This is a genomic window from Streptomyces sp. HUAS MG91 (genome assembly GCF_040529335.1).
In the GTDB taxonomy this organism is placed as follows: Bacteria; Actinomycetota; Actinomycetes; order Streptomycetales; family Streptomycetaceae; genus Streptomyces; species Streptomyces tabacisoli.
Genome location: NZ_CP159534.1, coordinates 8,003,596 through 8,020,836 on the forward strand (window position 1 = coordinate 8,003,596; position 17,241 = coordinate 8,020,836).

Sequence of the window (17,241 nt, forward strand, 5' to 3'; positions counted from 1 at the left end):
CCGGCCGCGCGCCTGAAAAGGGGGTGCGGGACGCCGGTCCCGCACCCCCTCGGCGGTCACCGCACCGTGCTCGTCAGCCGGTACCGGCCGGCGGGCAGCGCGAACGTCGCGACGCCGTCCGTGAAGCCGCCCGCCCGCACCCCGGCGACCTTCGCCAGCGGCGTACGCCCCTCGCGCACGGCGTCGGCCGACACCGCGGGCAGCTTCAGCGTCGCCGTGGTGTTGCCGGGGACGACCGCCTCGTAGGTCAGCGTCCCGTCCTTGGCCAGCGACCAGGAACTGCTGATCTCGCCGTACGGTGAGAGGAACCGGCCCTCCGCCCGCGTGATCCTGCCGGTCGTGTCCAGGTGCGGCTGCAGGGTGAAGCGCCGGAAGCCGGGGTGGTCGGGGTCGACCGCGATGCCGGCCATGTACGCGTACATCCATTCGGCGATCGCGCCGTACGAGTAGTGGTTGAACGAGTTCATCTCGACGGGCCCGAAACCGTCCTCCTCGGAGTACGAGTTCCAGCGCTCCCAGATCGTCGTGGCGCCGTTCTTCACCGAGTACAGCCACGACGGCATCGCGTCCTGGTGCAGCAGCTCGTACGCGAGGTCGGCGCGGCCCTCGTCGGTGAGGACCGGCGCGATGACGTTCGAGCCGAGGAAGCCGACCGAGAGGGTGTTCTCCGCGTACTGCACGCGGGCGCTGTCCGGGTGGGCCGCCTTGTACGCGGCGTCGTTGCCGATGTTGTCCGCCAACAGGCCCACCAGGGCGCGGCGTTGGGCCTCCGTGTCGTAGAAGCCCAGCTTGAGGACCCACAGCAGCGCGGACTGGCTGTTGTCCTCCGCGTCGCCGCCCATGGGCGGCTTGCCCCCGATGCTCGACCTGACCGTGATCGTGTCGCCGTCCACCTCGACGTACTTCGCGAGGAACGCCTTGCGGATGTTGCCGAGCAGCTCGTCGTACGCCTTGGCCTCGGTGTCGCGGCCGGTGGCGCGGCCCATCTGCGCCATCAGGCGGACGCTGTACGCGTAGTAGACATCGCTCATCAGCTGCGTGCCGGTGTTCTGGAACGCCAGCCAGTCGGCGAAGATCGCGCCCTGGCCCGCGTAGGTGTCGCCGCCCTTCTGCTTGATCCAGTCGATGTAGTGGGCCATCGCGTCCCAGCTGCGGTCGATGATCGTGGCGTCGCCGCTCATCTGCCACACCGTCCACGGCACGATGACACCGCAGTCCGCCCAACCGCTGCACGGGGAGGCCGCGTTGTACCGGTTGCCGGGGGCCACCGCGGTGAACTGGGCGCCGTCCACACCGTAGATCTTCTGCGACTCGACGAGGATCGACTCGAACTGGCTGAGGAAGGTGACGGCGTCGCTCGTGTTGTACAGGCCGGTGTGCGAGAAGACCTGGGTGTCACCGGTCCAGCCGAGCCGCTCGTCGCGCTGCGGGCAGTCCGTCGGCACCCACAGATAGTTGCCGCGCTGGCCCCACCGCACGTTGCTGATCAGCTGGTTGACGGCGTCGTCGTCCGTGCTGAGGCTGCCCGTGTCGTGCAGCGACGACGTGCCGACCTTGCCGACGAGCCCCGAGAAGGTGACCTCGGTGCCGGGCGTCGTCACCTCCACGGACACGTACCGGAAGCCGTAGAACGACAGCGAGTCCTGATGGGTCTCGCCGCCGTCGGCGCCCTTGAGGACGTAGGTGCTGGTGGACTTCGCCGAGCGCAGGTTGGCGCGGTAGAGCGAGCCGACGGGGCCGTCCGCGCCCGCGCTGTCGTCGTTGAGCATCTCGCCCGTCCTCACGACGAGTTGGGCGCCCGCCGGGCCCTTCACCGAGTAGCGGGGGACGCCCACCATGTTCTGGCCGAGGTCGAACACGGCCGTGTCGCCGGTGCGGAGGGTGACCGGTCCCGGTTCCTTCGTCGTCGAGCGGGCCGGGTCGGGCACGATCTCGCCCTTGCCGTTGGCGCTGGACGACTCGCCGGTCACCTTGGCGTAGACGGTGACGGACCGCGGCGTGCGGTCCCACGCGTCCATGAGGCGGGCGGTCTCGCCGGGATAGGCGACGAGCTCCGCGTCGGGGAACTTCGTCCCGTAGCCGACCTGTTCGACGTCCGACCACGCCCCGGCGTCGAAGCCGCCGGCCGCCCAGCCGTCGAGTTCCTTGCGGGCGTCGTAGGTCTGCCCGTCGTAGATGTCGTCGGCGCGGTAGGGGCCGGTGTCGGTGGCCTTCCAGTCGCCGCCCTCCTTCGTGACGAGCGACTGCGTGGACCCGTCGCTGTAGCGGACGAGCAGCTTGGCCTTGAGGGCGAGCGGATTGCCGTCCTTGGAGTAGTACGTACTGCCCTCGGATATCCGGGCGTTGTACCAGCCGTTGCCGAGCACCGCGCCCAGCGTCACCCCGCCGCCTCCGCGCGCGACCAGGTCCGTGACGTCGTACGTCATGTAGTTCACGGTCATGTCGTAGTTGGTCCAGCCGGGCGTGAGCAGCTCGGTGGCCCGGCCGCCGTCCTGCGGCACGGTGACGCGCTCGCCGTTGACGTACGCCTCGTAGACACCCAGCGCCGACACGTACAGCCGGGCCTCGCGGACCTTCTTGCGTGCGGTGAGCCGCGCCTCGGCGCGCAGCAGCGGCGCGCCCGCCGAGTTCGGGGCCTTGCCCTTCATGCCGATCCACTGGGCGCCGTCCCAGCGGGTGACGCCGTCGGTGCTCAGCAGGCCCGTCTCGAACCAGGAGGGCGCGGACGTGCCGACCGGACGGCCCGTGCCGTCCCAGGCGGTCACCGCCCAGAAGTACCGTGTGGACGGCTTCAGTTGAGGCCCGTCGTAGACGACGGCGACCGAGTCGGCGGACGTCACGCGCCCGCTGTCCCAGACGTCACCGCGCCCCCCGGCCAGCCGGGCCGCCGAGGACGACACCTGGATCCGGTACGCGCCCTGGGCCAGGCCGCGCCGGTCCGAACCGAGCCGCCAGCCGAAGCGCGGCCGGGCGGCGTCCGTGCCGAGCGGATCGACCCGGTGCTCGACGGTCAGCCCGGTCACGGCGCCGCCGTCGGCCGGGGCGGCGGGCGCCGCCTGTGCGGGGGAGGCGGCCGCGAAGGTGCCCGCCGCGGCCACGGCGGGCACGGCGCCCGCGGTCGCGGCCAGGACGGTCCTGCGTCGGATGTTGCTGCTCATCTGTGAGGTTTCCCTTCGACGGTGAAGGTGCTCGGGGATGGTGGGGGAGCGGCGGTTGAACGATTTCAAACGATTCAATGCGGGGTGGAGGAACCTACGGGTCCGTGTGGCCCCTGACAAGAGGTGTGCAGAAAAAGCACCTGTGCAAGCGGATTGATCGGTGAGGTGTTCTCCAGCAGAGTGATCGGAGACGCACGGCGAAACGATTCAAGGCCTCGGAATCGGGGTGCCGTCTCCTGTGCGGCGGGCCGAACGCGGGCGGGCGCGCCCCACGTAGACTCCCTCTGCCGCACCCGATCACCTGGAGGATCACACCCGATGGCACAGTCCGTGGGGATCAAGGACGTCGCCCGCGTCGCCGGGGTGTCCGTGGGCACCGTCTCGAATGTGATCAACCGGCCGGAGAGCGTCGCCGAGGAGACCCGCGCCCGCGTCCTGTCGGCCATCGACCGGCTCGGCTACGTCCGCAGCGAGTCGGCCCGCCAACTGCGCGCCGGACGCAGCCGCATCATGGGGCTGCTCGTCCTCGACATGGGCAACCCGTTCTTCGTCGACGTCGCGCGCGGCGCCGAGCGGGCCGCGCGCGCGGCGGGCCTCGGCGTCATGGTGTGCAACAGCGCGCAGAGCCCCACCGAGGAGGCCGAGTACCTCTCCCTCTTCGCCGAGCAGCGGGTGCGCGGCGTGCTCCTCACCCCGGCCGAGGCGACCGGCCGCACCGTCGAGCAGTTCCGGCGCCACGACATCCCCTTCGTGCTCGTCGACCGGGTCGCCGAGGGCGCCACCGAGTGCTCCGTCTCCGTCGACGACGTCAACGGCGGCGCGCTCGCCGTGCGCCACCTCGCCGACGCCGGACACCGGCGGATCGCCTACGTGAGCGGCCCGCCCGCCCTGAACCAGGTCAAGGACCGGCGCCAGGGCGCGCTGCGCGCCCTGAGCGAGGCCGGACTGCCCGCCACCGCCCTGCACGAACTGCCCACCGAACGCCTCGACGTCGCCGCCGGACGCGACGCGGGCGCCCGGCTCCTCGGCCTCGCCGACCGCCCCACCGCCGTCTTCTGCGCCAACGACCTCCTCGCCCTCGGCGTCCTGCAGTCCTTGTACGCCGCCGGGGTCCGGGTCCCCGAGGACATCGCGATCGTGGGCTACGACGACATCGAGTTCGCGGCCGCCGCCGCGGTGCCGCTCACCTCGGTGCGGCAGCCGGCCGTCACCATGGGCGCCCTCGCCGCCGAACTCCTCCTCGAGGAGATCGAGGCCGCCGACCGGCCGGACGGCGGACACGAGCACCGCCGCGTCGTGCTCCAGCCGGAACTCGTCGTCCGCGGCTCCAGTCTGGGCCCGCGCTGACCGTCCCGGGGCCCGTGTGCTGAACTGGTCGGCAGATCCGGAATGTCCGCACTCCGGACACCCCGTACCGCCCTGTGCACAGGAGCCGAATTGAGCGCCGCCCGCTACCGCCAGCCCGGAGTCGTCCTCACCGACCGCCGCTTCACCGTCCCGCTGGACCACTCCGCCCCCGACGGCGAGCGGATCGAGCTGTACGCACGCGAGGCCGTCGCCGCCGGACGCGAGGACGACACGCTGCCCTGGCTCGTCTACCTCCAGGGCGGTCCCGGCTTCGGCGCCAACCGGTTCTCGGGCAAGCAGGCGTGGCTGGGCCGCGCCCTCCAGGACCACCGGGTGCTGCTCCTGGACCAGCGCGGCACCGGCGCCTCCACGCCCGCGAACCGCCAGACGCTCCCGCTGCGCGGCGGCGCCGAGCAGCAGGCCTCCTACCTCACCCTGTTCCGCGCCGACTCGATCGTCCGCGACTGCGAGGCCATCCGCCCCGAGGTCACCGGCGGCGCCCCCTGGACCGTCCTCGGCCAGAGCTTCGGCGGCTTCTGCGCCACGCACTACCTCTCCGCCGCGCCCGAGGGCCTGGACGCCGCGATCATCACCGGCGGTCTGCCCACGCTGGACGGACACGCCGACGACGTCTACCGCGCCGCCTACCCGCGCATCGAGCGCAAGGTCCGCGAGCACTACGCCCGGTACCCGATGGACGTGGAGCGGGCCCGCGAGATCGGTGCGTTCGTCGCCGAGCGGGAACCGGTGCTGCCCGGCGGCTACCGGCTCACCCTCGAAGCCTTCCAGTCCCTCGGCATCTGGCTCGGCGGCAGCGACGGCAGCGACCGGCTGCACTACCTGCTGGAGGACGCGTTCGTGCGCACCCCGGCCGGCCGCGAGCTGTCGGACTCCTTCCAGGAACAGGTCGCCGGCGCGCTGTCGTACGCCGCCCACCCGCTGTACGCCCTTCTCCACGAGGCCATCTACGCGCAGGGCGGCCGGGCCACCGACTGGGCCGCCGAGCGGATCCGCGCCGAGTTCCCTCAGTTCGACGGCGAGAAGGCGCTGGCCGCGGGCGGGCCGCTGTACTTCACCGGGGAGTCCGTCCATCCCTGGCAGTTCGACTGCGATCCGGCGCTGCGGCCGCTGCGGGACGTGGCCGAGGCGCTGGCCGGCCGGACCGAGTGGGCGCCGCTCTACGATCCGGCGCGGCTCGCCGCCAATGAGGTGCCGGTGGCTGCCGCCGTGTACCACGACGACATGTACGTGGACACGGAGCACGCGTTGCGGACGGCTCGTTCCGTACGGGGGTTGCGGCCCTGGGTGACGAACGAGTTCGAGCACGACGGGTTGCGTGCCGGTGGCCCCCGCGTTCTTGATCGGTTGCTGGGGATGGTGCGCGGGGAGGTCTGATTTCGGTCGTGTGTCGGGCGCGCCACCGTCGTGGCTGGTCGCCCCACCGGCCCGCACCCATCCGACGAGAACACCCCCGCCCTACCCGAAGAGTGCACCGCCCCCCGAGCGGAGGCGACTATCGTGGCGGGATGGCACCTGAGTTGATCCGTATCGTCTCCCGCTCGTCGCCCATGGCCCTCGCCCAGGTGGAGCGCGTCCGCGCCGAGCTCGCCGCACTCCATCCGGACATCCGCACGGAGGTCGTCCCCGTCACGACCAGCGGCGACAAGTGGATGGGCGACCTGGCGCAGCTGGGCGGGAAAGGCGCCTTCACCAAGGAGGTCGACCAGGCGCTGCTCGATGGACGCGCCGACCTCGCCGTGCACTGCCTGAAGGACATCCCGGCGGACCGGCCGCTGCCGGAGGGGTGCACGTTCGGCGCGTACCTGAAGCGCGACGACGTCCGGGACGCGCTGATCGACCCGGGCGGCCGCCGCCTCGACGAACTCCCGGAGGGCACGCGCGTCGGCACCTCGTCCGTCCGGCGCATCGCCCAACTCGCCGCCAGCCACCCGCACCTGGAGTGCGTGCCGATGCGCGGCAACGCCAACCGGCGCCTGGAGAAGATGGCCGCCGGCGACGCGGACGTCCTGCTTCTCGCCCTGTCCGGGCTGGAGCGGATCGGACGCCGGGACGTGGTCACCGACATCCTCGCGCCCGAGGCGATGTGCCCGCCGATCGGCGCAGGGATCCTCGCCCTCCAGTGCCGCGCCGACGACGAGGGCACGCTGGACGCCGTCAGCGGCCTCGGGCACCACGACACCTGGCGGGAGGCGAGCGCCGAGCGGATGTTCCTGCACGTGCTCCAGGGACACTGCAACTCGCCCGTGGCCGGCTACGCGCGCTCCGAGCGCAGCGGCGATCTGTCCCTGCGTGCCTGCGTGTTCACGCCCGACGGCAAGCGGGTGCTCAACGCCCAGGAGTGGGCGGGACCGCTGGACCCCACGACGCTCGGCATGTCGGTCGCGGTGGCGCTGCTGCGCCAGGGCGCCCGCGAACTGATCGACGGCATCCCGCACTAGGGCCTGTCCGGCGGATCTTGTCGCGGGCGCGGGGTCTGGCACGCCGACCTGCGGCGTTGTCGTCGGTTGCCAACGCTCCGCGTTGACGCCCTCCTCCGCCTTGCATCTCGACGCACCAGACCCCGCTCACCGGCACAGAGACGCGCGGGCCACCCGGCTGCGACCTGATCCGCCGGACAGGCCCTAGAGAATGCGACGACGGGCCGCAGGGCTCAGGCAGCGGTCCCGGCCGCCGACGGGAGTCGCTGCGCGGCGAGGACCGCCAGGCACACCAGCGCCGCGAGCACCGTCAGTGTCGTACCCATCGACGCCACGAAGTCCCGGCCCGTCGCCAGCAGCGTCGTCGCCGTCGCCACCCCGAGCGTCGGACCGATGTTCATCGCGGTCTGCTGGAGCCCGCCGGCCACCCCGGCGTCCACCAGCCGGGCCCGGCGCACCAGGACCTCGGTCGCGGTGACCATGACCGTGCCGAACCCCGCGCCCATCGCGAACGCGCACGCCGCGACGGCCCCCGCGCCCGCCCCGGTGTCCAGCCGGCCGAAACCGAAGACACCGGCCGCGAGCAGCAGCAGCCCGCCGGACGTCGTGGGCCGGGCCCCGTGGCGGCGCAGCAGCACCGCGCCGAGCGGCGCCGCGAGCACCATGCAGAGCGCGGCGGGCAGCATCCGCAGCGCCGTGCCCAGCGCGTCTAGCCCGAGCACGTCCTGGAGGAAGTACGTCGCCGTGAACAGCGTGCCGAACAGCGCCGCCGACGCGGACAGCAGCACGCCGAGCGCGGCGGCCACCACCGGGGAGGCGAGCAGGGAGGGCGACAGGAGCGGGTACGGGGTGCGCCGCTCATGGCGGACGAAGGCGGCCGCGGCCGCGCAGGTTCCGGCCAGCGCCGCCACCGGCACCGCCGACCAGCCCGCCCCGGGCAGGGTGTCCAGCACCGTCACCAGACAGGCCAGCGCCGCGCCCAGGAGCAGTGTGCCGCCCGCGTCGAGACCGGTCCGGTCCCGTCCGGCGGGCTCCTCCGCGTCCCGGACGCCCAGCACGAGCAGCGCGATCGCCACGGCCGGCAGCACGCCGAGGAAGAACACCGAGCGCCAGCCCAGCTGCGCCGTGAGCACCCCGCCGACCAGCGGGCCCGCGGCCGCCGCGACGCCGATCGCGCTGGTACGCAGGGCGATCGGCATGGCCAGCTCGTCCGGCGGATACGCGGCGCGCAGCATGCCGAGCGTCGCGGGCTGCAACAGTGCCCCGCACACGCCCTGGAGGACGCGCAGGGCGATGACCGCGCCGATGCCGGGCGCGCACCCGATGCCCGCCGACGCCGCCGCGAAGCCGAGCATCCCGTACCCGAACAGCCGCCGGTGCCCGTACCGGTCGCCGAGCCGGCCCGCGAGCACGAGCAGACTCGCCACCGCGATCAGATAGCCCGTACTCGTCCACTGCACCTGTGTGAGCGAGGCGCCCAGATCGCGCTGGAGCGCGGGCTGGGCGATGGTCAGCACGGTCCCGTCGAGGGCCACGAGGACCGCGCCGACGACACTGCCCGCGAGCGTGACGCGGCGCGTGGCACGGCCGGTCACCGGGGTTCCGGTCCCAGATGCGCGTCGAGCACCGACGTCAGCAGCGGCGTCACGTCGTCGACCCCGGACGCCAGTTGGAGGCTGCCCCAGCCCCACAGCTGGGCGACACCGTGCAGATTCGCCCACAACGCGCCCGCGACCACGGCGGGTTCGGCCGCCGGGCGCACCCGCGCCACCAGCTCCGTCAGCATCCCGAACAGCGGCAGGCTCGTCTCGCGCAGCCCCAGTTCACCGCTCTCCAACAGATCGTGACGGAACATCAGCTCGTACATGCCGCGATGCTCCGCCGCGAAGGCGAGATACGTGCGGGCCAGAACGGCCAGCCGGGCGCGCGGATCCGGCCCGGCGGCCTCAAGGGCGCGCGCCGCCTCCGCGCCGAGGTGCGCGAAACCCCGGCGGGCGATCGCCGAGAGCAGCTCCAGGTGGGTGGGGAAGTAGCGGCGGGGCGCGCCGTGCGAGACCCCGGCCCTGCGAGCGATCTCCCGCAGCGACAGGGCCGCCACGCCCTCCGCGTCCACCAGGGCCACCCCGGTGTCGACGAGCCGGTCCCGCAGGCCGCTTCTGCTGTCGCCGGCTCCCTGGCCGCCTTCGTCCGTCTGCATAGACACTGTCTACCCGATCTCCGTAGACAGTGTCTACCCTCTGGTGGGTGCGCGACTCTTCAAGGTGGAGGGCGGGGCCGCTACGCTGCGCGCCGCCAAGGACGCCGTCGACCGGCAGGGGGCCGCATGATCGACACGACCGACACCTCGATCCCCGAGGGCGACGAACAGCGGCTGCGCCTGGACGTCGAGAAGGACGGAATAGGTGTTCTCACCCTGTGCCGCCCGGCCAAACTGAACGCCTGGAGCTGGGAGTCGAGCCGCCAGCTCGGCGTGCTGGCCGACCGGATCCGGTTCGACGACCGCATCCGCGTCGTCCTGCTGCGGGCGGAAGGGCGCGCCTTCTGCGCGGGGATCGACGTCACCGCGCCGGGCGGCGGGATCGAGGGGGAGAGCGGATCGGCCCGCAGTCGCGCCTATTACGAAGGCATTCGGTGGGTGCACGAGCGGTTCGCCGCGTTCGCGCGCCTGCCGCAACCCGTCGTCGCGGCCGTGCGCGGGTACTGCCTCGGCTTCGGCTTCGAGTTCGCGCTCATGGCCGACATCCGCATCGCCGCCGACGACGCCGTGTTCGCCCTGCCGGAGGCGCAGTTGGGGGTGGCGGTCGACGCGGGCGGCGATCTGCGCATCGCACGCGAGGCGGGCGCCGGCTGGGCCAAGTTCCTCGCGCTGACCGGACGGCGCATCGAAGCGGACACGGCATGGCGCCTTGGGCTGCTCCAACAGGTTGTGCCCGGGGACGAGTTGGAGCGATCGGCACGTGACGTGGCACAGGAGATCGCGGCGAACGCGCCCCTCGCCGTGCAGTCCGTCAAGCGGGACATCGACGCCTACGCCGACGCGGGCCTCGACGCCGCCCTCGACCGGGTGGCGATGAGCGCGGCACTCACGCTCACCTCCGACGACGCGACGGAAGGGTTCACGGCGAAGGCGCGGCGCAGACCTCCGGACTTCAAGGGAGCGTGACCCGCCCCGGTCACCCCCTCGCCCCGGTCGCCCTGGTCAGCGGTCCTGCGGCTCCACCGGGCCGGCGGCGGGGCCGGGCGGGCCCTCGGGGTCCTCGCCCAGGTCGAACACGCTCTGCCGCAGCGCCTGGATCGCCTCGTCCAGCTCGGCCACACAGCGCAGCAGCCGGGCGCGCGCGGGTCCCTCGGCGATCATCGCGGCCGTGCCGTGCAGCTCCAGACCGGTGTCGAAGACCTTCCGCACCACACCCTCGCGGAGCCCGGCGGCGATCCGGTCCCGCTCGCGGGCCAGGGAGAGTTCACGCACCTCGGCCTGAAGTTCCGTGTTGGCCACGAGCGAGCTCTTGATCCGGTCCCGCAGACCGTGGGTGGCGACCGCGATCAGCCCGCCGAGCGCACTCCAGAGCACGACCCGCCGCGCGACGACGACATCGGGCGTCGCCTGGGCGATTGACGAGATGGCCTGTACGGCGACGACCGCCGTGACCACGCACACCGACTCCCAGCGTTCGTGGAACAGCGCCGTCCAGATCAGCGGCACCAGCAGGACGAGCCCGATCCCGGACGCCGCCCCCGTCGCCAGGATCAGCGCCAGGACGGACGCCGTGTGCAACAGCGGCACCAGCACCGTGGACCAGCCCGGCAACCGCTCCCAGGGCAGCAGAAAACCTCCGGCGCACAGCACCAGGAGCACGGTGCTGCCCAGGTACGCGGGCCAGGACTCCACATCGCCCTTCGGCACCAGGGCCCCGGCCATGGCGGCGACGGCCACCAGGGCGAACGGCGCGGCGCGCGGGACCAGATCGGGCTGCCTGAACTGCCGTCCGACGCTCGGTCCGTCGGGGTCGGTCAGTGCGCGCCAGTGCGTGGCCGGAGTCCTCATGAGCGCCCCCATCGGCCGGAGTCGTCCACGGCCCCGCCGAGGGATTGCGTGACCGTACGCATGGTAGCGACACGGGCCGCGGGCAGGCAGGGGAGCCGATGCCGACCGGGGCGCTCTCCCTGGGCAGCGCATGTCCTACGGGGTGAACGGCCCCCGCCCCAACTGCTCGCGCACCGTCGTCACCGGCCCGTTCACCAGATCGCGCCGCTGCCAGTTCGCCCCGTCCACCACCAGCGTGTGCCCGCTGATGAAGCGGGCATAGGGCGAGGCGAGGAAGGTGGCCGCCCAGCCCAGCTCACGCGGCGCTCCGACCCGCAGCGCGGGCTGGCGGGCGCCGGGATCGTCGGCCCGGTCCAGATTGGCGCGAATCTCCGGCGTCATGTCCTCGTGCGGCATGAGCCCCGGCACCAGGCCGTTGACCTGGATGCCGTACGGCCCCCACTCCACGGCCAGCGTCTCCACCAGGTTCTTCACCCCTGCCTTCGCCGCCGCGCTGTGCGCGAAGCCGGGCCCGCCGGTCCACGCGTACGACGCGCCCACCGCCAGCACCGACCCCGGGGTGCCCGCGGCCAGATGCCGACGGCCGAACTCGCGGGTCATGAAGAACGTGCCGTTGAGCGTGATGTCCACGACCGAACGCCAGCCGTTGGGGCTCAACTCCTCGGCAGGTACGGGAAAGTTGGCCGCCGCGTTGTTCACCAGGACGTCCGGGACGCGGCCGTGCGCCGCCCACGCCGCGTCGAAGGCCTCCGCGATCCGCCCCGCGTCCCGGATGTCGCAGGTCGCCGCCGTGACTCGGCCCGCGCCTTCGACCGCCGCCAACTGCTCGCGGGCCGGAGCCAGATGCTCCCCCTTGCGGCTCGCGATCATCACATCCGCGCCGAGCCGCGCGAACTCCGCCGCGATCGCCCGGCCGAGTCCGGTCCCGCCCCCGGTCACCAGGACCAGCCGGCCGTCGTACGTGCCCGGGGGCAGCGCCGACACGCCGAGCGGGGGAGGAGCGGGCAGTCCGGGTGCGGCAGGCGTCGTCATGCGGGCATGGATACTCCCTGAGCCGTCAACTTGCCACTGCCGCGCCGGACTTGGTGCGGGCCAGGGCCACCGCCCGCTCGCCCTCGGGGGAGAACGCCCCGGCGCGCCGCCGCTCGGCGCCCCGCGCCGCGTCGGACATCACCAGCTGCGCGTTGATGAAGGCGCCCGCCCGGTAGCCCGCGCTCGCCGCGTTGACGACCTGCTCCGCGGGTCCCGCCGCGTTCCCCACGGCCCACACGCCCGGTACGCTCGTCAGCCCCGTCGGGTCCACGTCGACGAACGGCCCGGCCGGGGTCTCCTTCGTGACGGCGCCCAGCGCGGACAGCAGACCGTCGCGCGGCACCGTGCGGGTCGGCACCACGAACACCGACCGCGGGAACTCCCGGCCGTCCGCGAGCCGCACCGCGGTCAGCCGGTCGTCCGTCACCACCAGCCGGTCGACCCCGCCCACGACCACGCCCACACCGGCGGCGGCCAGCAACTGCCAGTCGTCGTCCGGCAGGCCGTCGGCGTCCGTGCCGTCGAGGAAGAGCGTCACGTCGTCGGAGAGCTGGCTGAACAGCAGCGCCTGGTGGATTCCGGTCGCCTCGCGGTACAGCACGCCGATCGCACCGTCCCGGACCTCCCAGCCGTGGCAGTACGGGCAGTGCAGCACGTCCTTGCCCCAGCGCTCGGCGACACCGGGCACCTCCGGCAGCTCGTCCACCAGGCCCGTCGCGATCACCAGCCGGCGCGCGTGCACCCGGCCGCCGGACGCGAGCGTCACATCGAACTCGCCGTCCCCGTCCGGCTCGGCCGCCGTCACCCGGTCCGCCACCAGCTCCACGCCGTACCCCGTGACCTCCCGGCGCACCTCGGCCAGGAACTCGGCGGGCGGCATGCCGTCGCGCGAGGGATAGCCCTGCATGTGGGCGGCCGGCGCGTTGCGTGGCTCGCCCGCGTCGACGACCAGGACCGAGCGGCGTGAGCGCCCCAGGACCAGCGCGGCCGACAGTCCCGCCGTACCGCCCCCGACCACCACGACCTCGTACATGTCCTGCCCGGCCCTCACGGCCTTCTCGGCGCTGCTTGTACTGTTCGTGCTGTTCATGGGGTGTACCTCGTCTCCGTACCGGCTGATCCCGTCTCTCCCGAAGGTGCACGTGCACTCGCCGGATTGACAAACGGCTTTGCCGAAACTGCAATGGATTCATGGACACGCACAAGGACGAACCCGCCGCGGGGCCGGAGGCGAGCACGGACGACGTGCTCGCCAGCGTCGGCCCGCGCCTGCGCGCCCTGCGCAAGGAGCGCGGCGCCACCCTCTCCGGCCTCTCCGAGACCACGGGTATCTCCGTCAGCACGCTCTCCCGCCTGGAGTCCGGGCTGCGCAAGCCGAGCCTGGAGCTGCTGCTGCCCATCGCCCGCGCCCATCAGGTCCCGCTGGACGAGCTGGTCGGAGCCCCACCGGTCGGCGATCCCCGGGTGCGCGGCGCGAAGCCCGTCGTACGGCACGGCCGCACGATGATCCCGCTCACCCGGCAGCCGGGCGGCCTCCAGGCCTACAAGATCATCGAGCCGAACCGGCGGACGGAACCCGACCCGCAGACCCACGAGGGCTACGAGTGGATCTACATGCTCTCCGGGAAGCTGCGGATCGTCCTCGGCGAGCACGACGTGGTGCTCGGCCCCGGCGAGGCCGCCGAGTTCGACACCCGGGTGCCGCACTGGTTCGGCTCCACGGGGGAGGGGCCCGCCGAGTTCCTGAGCCTCTTCGGGCCGCAGGGCGAGCGCATGCACGTACGGGCGCGGCCCGCGCGGGCCAAGGAGGAGTGAGCCGGACCAGGGCATTCACAGACCGGCAAGCGACCGCTTAGTATGCAGCCGAACCCGGTTTGACGAAGCAGTCCCGTGGAGGCCCCGCATGCAGGCATGGCAAGTGCACGAGAACGGCGAGCCGAGCGAGGTGATGCGCCTGGAGGAGGTCGCGCGTCCCGAGCCCGGTGAGGGGCAGGTCCTGCTCAAGGTGCGCGCCGCCAACATCAACTTCCCGGACGCGCTGCTCTGCCGCGGCCAGTACCAGGTCAGGCCGCCGCTGCCGTTCACCCCCGGGGTGGAGATCTGCGGCGAGACCGAGGACGGCCGCCGCGTCATCGCCAATCCGGCCCTGCCGTACGGCGGCTTCGCCGAGTACGCCGTCGCCGACGCCCGCGCGCTGCTGCCCGCCCCGGACGCCCTCGACGACGCCGAGACCGCCGCCCTGCACATCGGGTACCAGACCGGCTGGTTCGGCCTGCACCAGCGCGCCCGCCTCCAGGAGGGCGAGACGCTGCTCGTGCACGCCGCCGCGGGCGGGGTCGGCAGCGCCGCCGTGCAGCTCGGCAAGGCCGCGGGAGCCCGGGTCATCGGTGTCGTCGGCGGCCCCGACAAGGCCAAGGTCGCCCAGGAGCTGGGCTGCGACGTGGTCGTCGACCGGCGCTCCGACGACGTCATCGCCGCCGTCAAGGAGGCGACCGGCGGACGCGGCGCGGACGTGATCTACGACCCCGTGGGCGGCGACGCCTACCAGCAGTCGGCGAAGACCGTCGCCTTCGAGGGCCGGATCGTCGTGGTCGGCTTCGCCTCGGGCAGCATCCCGAGCCCCGCCCTCAACCACGCCCTCGTCAAGAACTACTCGATCATGGGTCTGCACTGGGGCCTGTACGCGCAGAAGAACCCCGGGCTGATCCCGCACTGCCACGAGAAGCTCACCGAGCTGGCCGCGCGCGGCGCCATCAAGCCCCTCGTCAGCGACCGCGTCGACCTCGCCGACGCGCCGGCCGCCGTCCAGCGCGTCGCGGACGGCGTCACCACCGGCCGCGTCGTCGTGGTGCCCGGCCTGCGCGCCCGTACGGAAGGAGCCGCCGCATGAGCCTCGACGCCGCGCGACTGCGCACCCTGACCCAGGAGTTCCTGGCCGCGCACCCGGTCGCCACCACCCCGCGCGAGGAGTTCCTCAGCGCCCGCTTCGACGCCGGTCTCGCCTGGGTGCACTACCCCGAGGGCCTCGGCGGACTCGATGCCCCGCGCGCCCTGCAAGCCGTCGTGGACGCGGAGCTGGAGGCGGCCGGCGCCCCCGACAACGACCCCCGGCGCAACGGGATCGGGCTCGGCATGGCCGCCCCCACCGTCCTGCGCTACGGCACCGACGAGCAGAAGCGGCGCTTCCTCAAGCCGCTCTGGGTGGGCCAGGAGATCTGGTGCCAGCTCTTCAGCGAGCCCGGCGCCGGATCCGACCTCGCCGCGCTCGGCACCCGCGCCGTGCGCGAGGGCGACGACTGGATCGTCAACGGACAGAAGGTGTGGACGTCCGGCGCGCACAACTCCCGGTTCGCCATCCTCATCGCCCGCACCGACCCGGACGTGCCCAAGCACCGGGGCATCACCTACTTCGTGTGCGACATGACCGACCCCGGCGTCGAGGTGCGGCCGCTGCGCCAGATCACCGGCGAGGCCGAGTTCAACGAGGTCTTCCTCACCGACGTCCGGATCCCCGACGCCCACCGGCTCGGCGAGACCGGCGACGGCTGGAAGGTCGCCCAGACCACCCTCAACAACGAGCGCGTCGCCATCGGCGGCATGCGCATCCCGCGCGAGGGCGGCCTCATCGGCATCGTCGCCGACACCTGGCGCGAGCGCCCCGAGCTGCGCACGCACGACCTGCACCAGCGCCTCATGACGCTGTGGGTCGAGGCCGAGGTCGCCCGGCTCACCGGCGAGCGGCTGCGCCAGCAGCTCGTCGCCGGACACCCCGGCCCCGAGGGCGCCGGCATGAAGCTCGGCTTCGCCCGCCTCAACCAGCAGATCAGCGGTCTGGAGCTGGAACTCCTCGGCGAGGAGGGCCTGTTGTACGACGACTGGACCATGCGCCGCCCCGAGATCGTCGACTTCGCGGGCCGCGACGCCGGCTACCGCTATCTGCGCGCCAAGGGCAACAGCATCGAGGGCGGGACGAGCGAGGTCCTGCTGAACATCGTCGCCGAGCGCGTGCTGGGCCTGCCGCCCGAGCCGCGCACCGACAAGGACGTCGCCTGGAAGGACCTCTCCCGATGAGCACTCAGCCCGACCTCCTCTACTCCGAGGACGAGGAAGCGCTCCGCTCGGCGGTCCGCGACCTGCTCACCGACCACTGCGCCGCCCCGGCCGTGCTCGCGCGGATCGAGGGCGACGAGCCGCACGACCGCGCCCTGTGGAAGAACCTCGCCGAGAGCATGGGCCTGGCCGGCCTGCTCGTGCCCGAGGAGCGCGGCGGGCAGGGCGCCTCGCACCGCGAGGCCGCCGTCGTCCTGGAGGAGCTGGGGCGCGCCGTCGCCCCCGTCCCGTACCTGACGAGCGCCGTCATCGCGACCGAGGCGCTGCTCGCCTGCGTCGGCAGCGAGGCCGAGACCCTGCTGTCCGCGCTCGCCTCGGGCCGCACGGTCGGCGCGCTCACGGTGCCGCTGTCGGCGACGCCCGGCCGGGAGTTCACGGACGTACGCGCCACGGACTCCAGCCTGACCGGGCGGGTCACCGGCGTCGCGGACGCGGCCTTCGCCGATGTGTTCCTCGTACCCACCCCCGACGGGCTGTTCGCCGTGGACGCCTCGGCCGACGGGGTCACGGTCGCACCGCAGACCTCCTTCGACCCGACGCGTCCGCTGGCCACCGTCACCTTCGAGGCCGCCGCCGGACGGCTCCTCGCGGACACCGCGGCGCCCGCCGTGCGCCGTGCGCTGCGCGCCGGTGCCGGACTGCTCGCCTCGGAACAACTCGGCCTCGCCGACTGGCTGCTGACGGAGACCGTGCGCTACACGCGCGAGCGCCACCAGTTCAACCGGCCCGTCGGCTCCTTCCAGGCGCTCAAGCACCGGCTCGCCCAGCTGTGGCTCGAAGTGGTCAACGCCCGCGCCACGGCCCGCAACGCGGCCGACGCGCTCGCCACCGGCAGCGACGACACCGACGTGGCCGTCGCCGTCGCCCAGGCGTACACGGCGCCCGTCGCCGTGCACGTGGCCGAGGAGGCGCTGCAACTGCACGGTGGCATCGGCATGACGTGGGAGCACCCGATCCACCTCTACCTCAAGCGCGCCAAGTCCTCCGCGATCGCCCTCGGCACGGTGGGCCGCCACCGGGAGGAACTGGCCGAACTGGTCGATCTGCGGGCGCCCTGAGCGACGGCCGGCGCAATTCGATGGACAGCGACGTCATGCCCGTGATCCCTTCA

General features: G+C 73.1%; 14 protein-coding genes. 8 read left to right on the forward strand and 6 right to left on the reverse strand.

What is annotated here, in order from left to right:
- Positions 1-56 precede the first annotated feature (56 nt).
- Positions 57-3,158 carry a family 78 glycoside hydrolase catalytic domain gene (locus ABII15_RS36285; protein ID WP_353946531.1) on the reverse strand — a complete coding sequence of 1,034 codons (3,102 nt, stop codon included), beginning with the start codon at positions 3,156-3,158 and terminating at the stop codon, positions 57-59.
- 318 nt (positions 3,159-3,476) lie between these two features.
- Between ABII15_RS36285 and ABII15_RS36290 the strand changes: the two genes are divergently transcribed.
- The 3 genes from ABII15_RS36290 (at position 3,477) to hemC (ending at position 6,964) form a co-directional block, all read left to right on the forward strand.
- Positions 3,477-4,505 (forward strand): LacI family DNA-binding transcriptional regulator, encoded by a 1,029-nt coding sequence (locus ABII15_RS36290; protein ID WP_353946532.1) that lies wholly within the window; start codon positions 3,477-3,479, stop codon positions 4,503-4,505.
- A 42-nt stretch (positions 4,506-4,547) separates the two neighbouring features.
- Positions 4,548-5,900: an alpha/beta fold hydrolase gene (locus ABII15_RS36295; protein ID WP_353946533.1), complete on the forward strand. Its 1,353-nt coding sequence runs from the start codon at positions 4,548-4,550 to the stop codon at positions 5,898-5,900.
- Positions 5,901-6,031: 131 nt separating this feature from the next.
- Entirely contained in the window at positions 6,032-6,964 is a 933-nt protein-coding gene (gene hemC / locus ABII15_RS36300) for a hydroxymethylbilane synthase (RefSeq protein WP_353946534.1), read from the forward strand.
- 212 nt (positions 6,965-7,176) lie between these two features.
- Here the strand turns inward: hemC and ABII15_RS36305 are convergent, their stop codons facing one another.
- Entirely contained in the window at positions 7,177-8,538 is a 1,362-nt protein-coding gene (locus ABII15_RS36305) for an MFS transporter (protein WP_353946535.1), read from the reverse strand.
- The gene (locus ABII15_RS36310) at positions 8,535-9,140 is read right to left on the reverse strand and encodes a TetR/AcrR family transcriptional regulator (RefSeq protein ID WP_353946536.1); all 606 of its coding nucleotides are present in this window, start codon (positions 9,138-9,140) and stop codon (positions 8,535-8,537) included. The genes ABII15_RS36305 and ABII15_RS36310 overlap by 4 nt, the downstream gene beginning before the upstream one ends.
- Positions 9,141-9,266: 126 nt before the next feature.
- Between ABII15_RS36310 and ABII15_RS36315 the strand changes: the two genes are divergently transcribed.
- Positions 9,267-10,106 carry an enoyl-CoA hydratase/isomerase family protein gene (locus tag ABII15_RS36315; RefSeq protein WP_353946537.1) on the forward strand — a complete coding sequence of 280 codons (840 nt, stop codon included), beginning with the start codon at positions 9,267-9,269 and terminating at the stop codon, positions 10,104-10,106.
- Positions 10,107-10,142: 36 nt separating this feature from the next.
- Here ABII15_RS36315 and ABII15_RS36320 read toward each other — a convergent pair whose 3' ends face one another.
- The 3 genes from ABII15_RS36320 to ABII15_RS36330 all read right to left on the reverse strand — a co-directional run bounded on the left by ABII15_RS36320 (position 10,143) and on the right by ABII15_RS36330 (position 13,110).
- Complete coding sequence (locus ABII15_RS36320; protein WP_353946538.1) at positions 10,143-10,988, reverse strand: hypothetical protein; 846 nt, start codon at positions 10,986-10,988, stop codon at positions 10,143-10,145.
- 135 nt (positions 10,989-11,123) lie between these two features.
- Positions 11,124-12,020: an SDR family oxidoreductase gene (locus tag ABII15_RS36325; protein WP_353946539.1), complete on the reverse strand. Its 897-nt coding sequence runs from the start codon at positions 12,018-12,020 to the stop codon at positions 11,124-11,126.
- A 25-nt stretch (positions 12,021-12,045) separates the two neighbouring features.
- The gene (locus ABII15_RS36330; RefSeq protein ID WP_353946540.1) at positions 12,046-13,110 is read right to left on the reverse strand and encodes an NAD(P)/FAD-dependent oxidoreductase; all 1,065 of its coding nucleotides are present in this window, start codon (positions 13,108-13,110) and stop codon (positions 12,046-12,048) included.
- Positions 13,111-13,211: 101 nt separating this feature from the next.
- Here ABII15_RS36330 and ABII15_RS36335 point away from each other — a divergent pair, with 101 nt between their 5' ends.
- From ABII15_RS36335 to ABII15_RS36350, 4 genes are all read left to right on the forward strand, one after another.
- The gene (locus ABII15_RS36335; RefSeq protein WP_353946541.1) at positions 13,212-13,835 is read left to right on the forward strand and encodes an XRE family transcriptional regulator; all 624 of its coding nucleotides are present in this window, start codon (positions 13,212-13,214) and stop codon (positions 13,833-13,835) included.
- A gap of 88 nt (positions 13,836-13,923) precedes the next feature.
- Entirely contained in the window at positions 13,924-14,910 is a 987-nt protein-coding gene (locus ABII15_RS36340; protein ID WP_353946542.1) for an NADPH:quinone oxidoreductase family protein, read from the forward strand.
- Positions 14,907-16,091, forward strand: a complete 1,185-nt coding sequence (locus ABII15_RS36345) for an acyl-CoA dehydrogenase family protein (RefSeq protein WP_353946543.1) — start codon at positions 14,907-14,909, stop codon at positions 16,089-16,091. The genes ABII15_RS36340 and ABII15_RS36345 overlap by 4 nt, the downstream gene beginning before the upstream one ends.
- On the forward strand, positions 16,088-17,188 hold the full coding sequence (locus ABII15_RS36350) for an acyl-CoA dehydrogenase family protein (RefSeq protein WP_353946544.1): 1,101 nt from the start codon (positions 16,088-16,090) through the stop codon (positions 17,186-17,188). The genes ABII15_RS36345 and ABII15_RS36350 overlap by 4 nt, the downstream gene beginning before the upstream one ends.
- Positions 17,189-17,241: the final 53 nt, after the last annotated feature.

Excerpts from the sequence above, each read along its gene's own strand:
- ABII15_RS36310 (WP_353946536.1), bottom strand. The coding sequence starts at position 9,140 with ATGCAGACGGACGAAGGCGGCCAGGGAGCCGGCGACAGCAGAAGCGGC.
- ABII15_RS36315 (WP_353946537.1), top strand. The coding sequence starts at position 9,267 with ATGATCGACACGACCGACACCTCGATCCCCGAGGGCGACGAACAGCGG.
- ABII15_RS36350 (WP_353946544.1), top strand. The coding sequence starts at position 16,088 with ATGAGCACTCAGCCCGACCTCCTCTACTCCGAGGACGAGGAAGCGCTC.
- ABII15_RS36345 (WP_353946543.1), top strand. The coding sequence starts at position 14,907 with ATGAGCCTCGACGCCGCGCGACTGCGCACCCTGACCCAGGAGTTCCTG.
- ABII15_RS36295 (WP_353946533.1), top strand. The coding sequence starts at position 4,548 with ATGTCCGCACTCCGGACACCCCGTACCGCCCTGTGCACAGGAGCCGAA.
- ABII15_RS36330 (WP_353946540.1), bottom strand. The coding sequence starts at position 13,110 with ATGAACAGCACGAACAGTACAAGCAGCGCCGAGAAGGCCGTGAGGGCC.
- ABII15_RS36290 (WP_353946532.1), top strand. The coding sequence starts at position 3,477 with ATGGCACAGTCCGTGGGGATCAAGGACGTCGCCCGCGTCGCCGGGGTG.
- ABII15_RS36320 (WP_353946538.1), bottom strand. The coding sequence starts at position 10,988 with ATGAGGACTCCGGCCACGCACTGGCGCGCACTGACCGACCCCGACGGA.
- hemC (WP_353946534.1), top strand. The coding sequence starts at position 6,032 with ATGGCACCTGAGTTGATCCGTATCGTCTCCCGCTCGTCGCCCATGGCC.
- ABII15_RS36335 (WP_353946541.1), top strand. The coding sequence starts at position 13,212 with ATGGACACGCACAAGGACGAACCCGCCGCGGGGCCGGAGGCGAGCACG.
- ABII15_RS36285 (WP_353946531.1), bottom strand. The coding sequence starts at position 3,158 with ATGAGCAGCAACATCCGACGCAGGACCGTCCTGGCCGCGACCGCGGGC.
- ABII15_RS36340 (WP_353946542.1), top strand. The coding sequence starts at position 13,924 with ATGCAGGCATGGCAAGTGCACGAGAACGGCGAGCCGAGCGAGGTGATG.
- ABII15_RS36325 (WP_353946539.1), bottom strand. The coding sequence starts at position 12,020 with ATGACGACGCCTGCCGCACCCGGACTGCCCGCTCCTCCCCCGCTCGGC.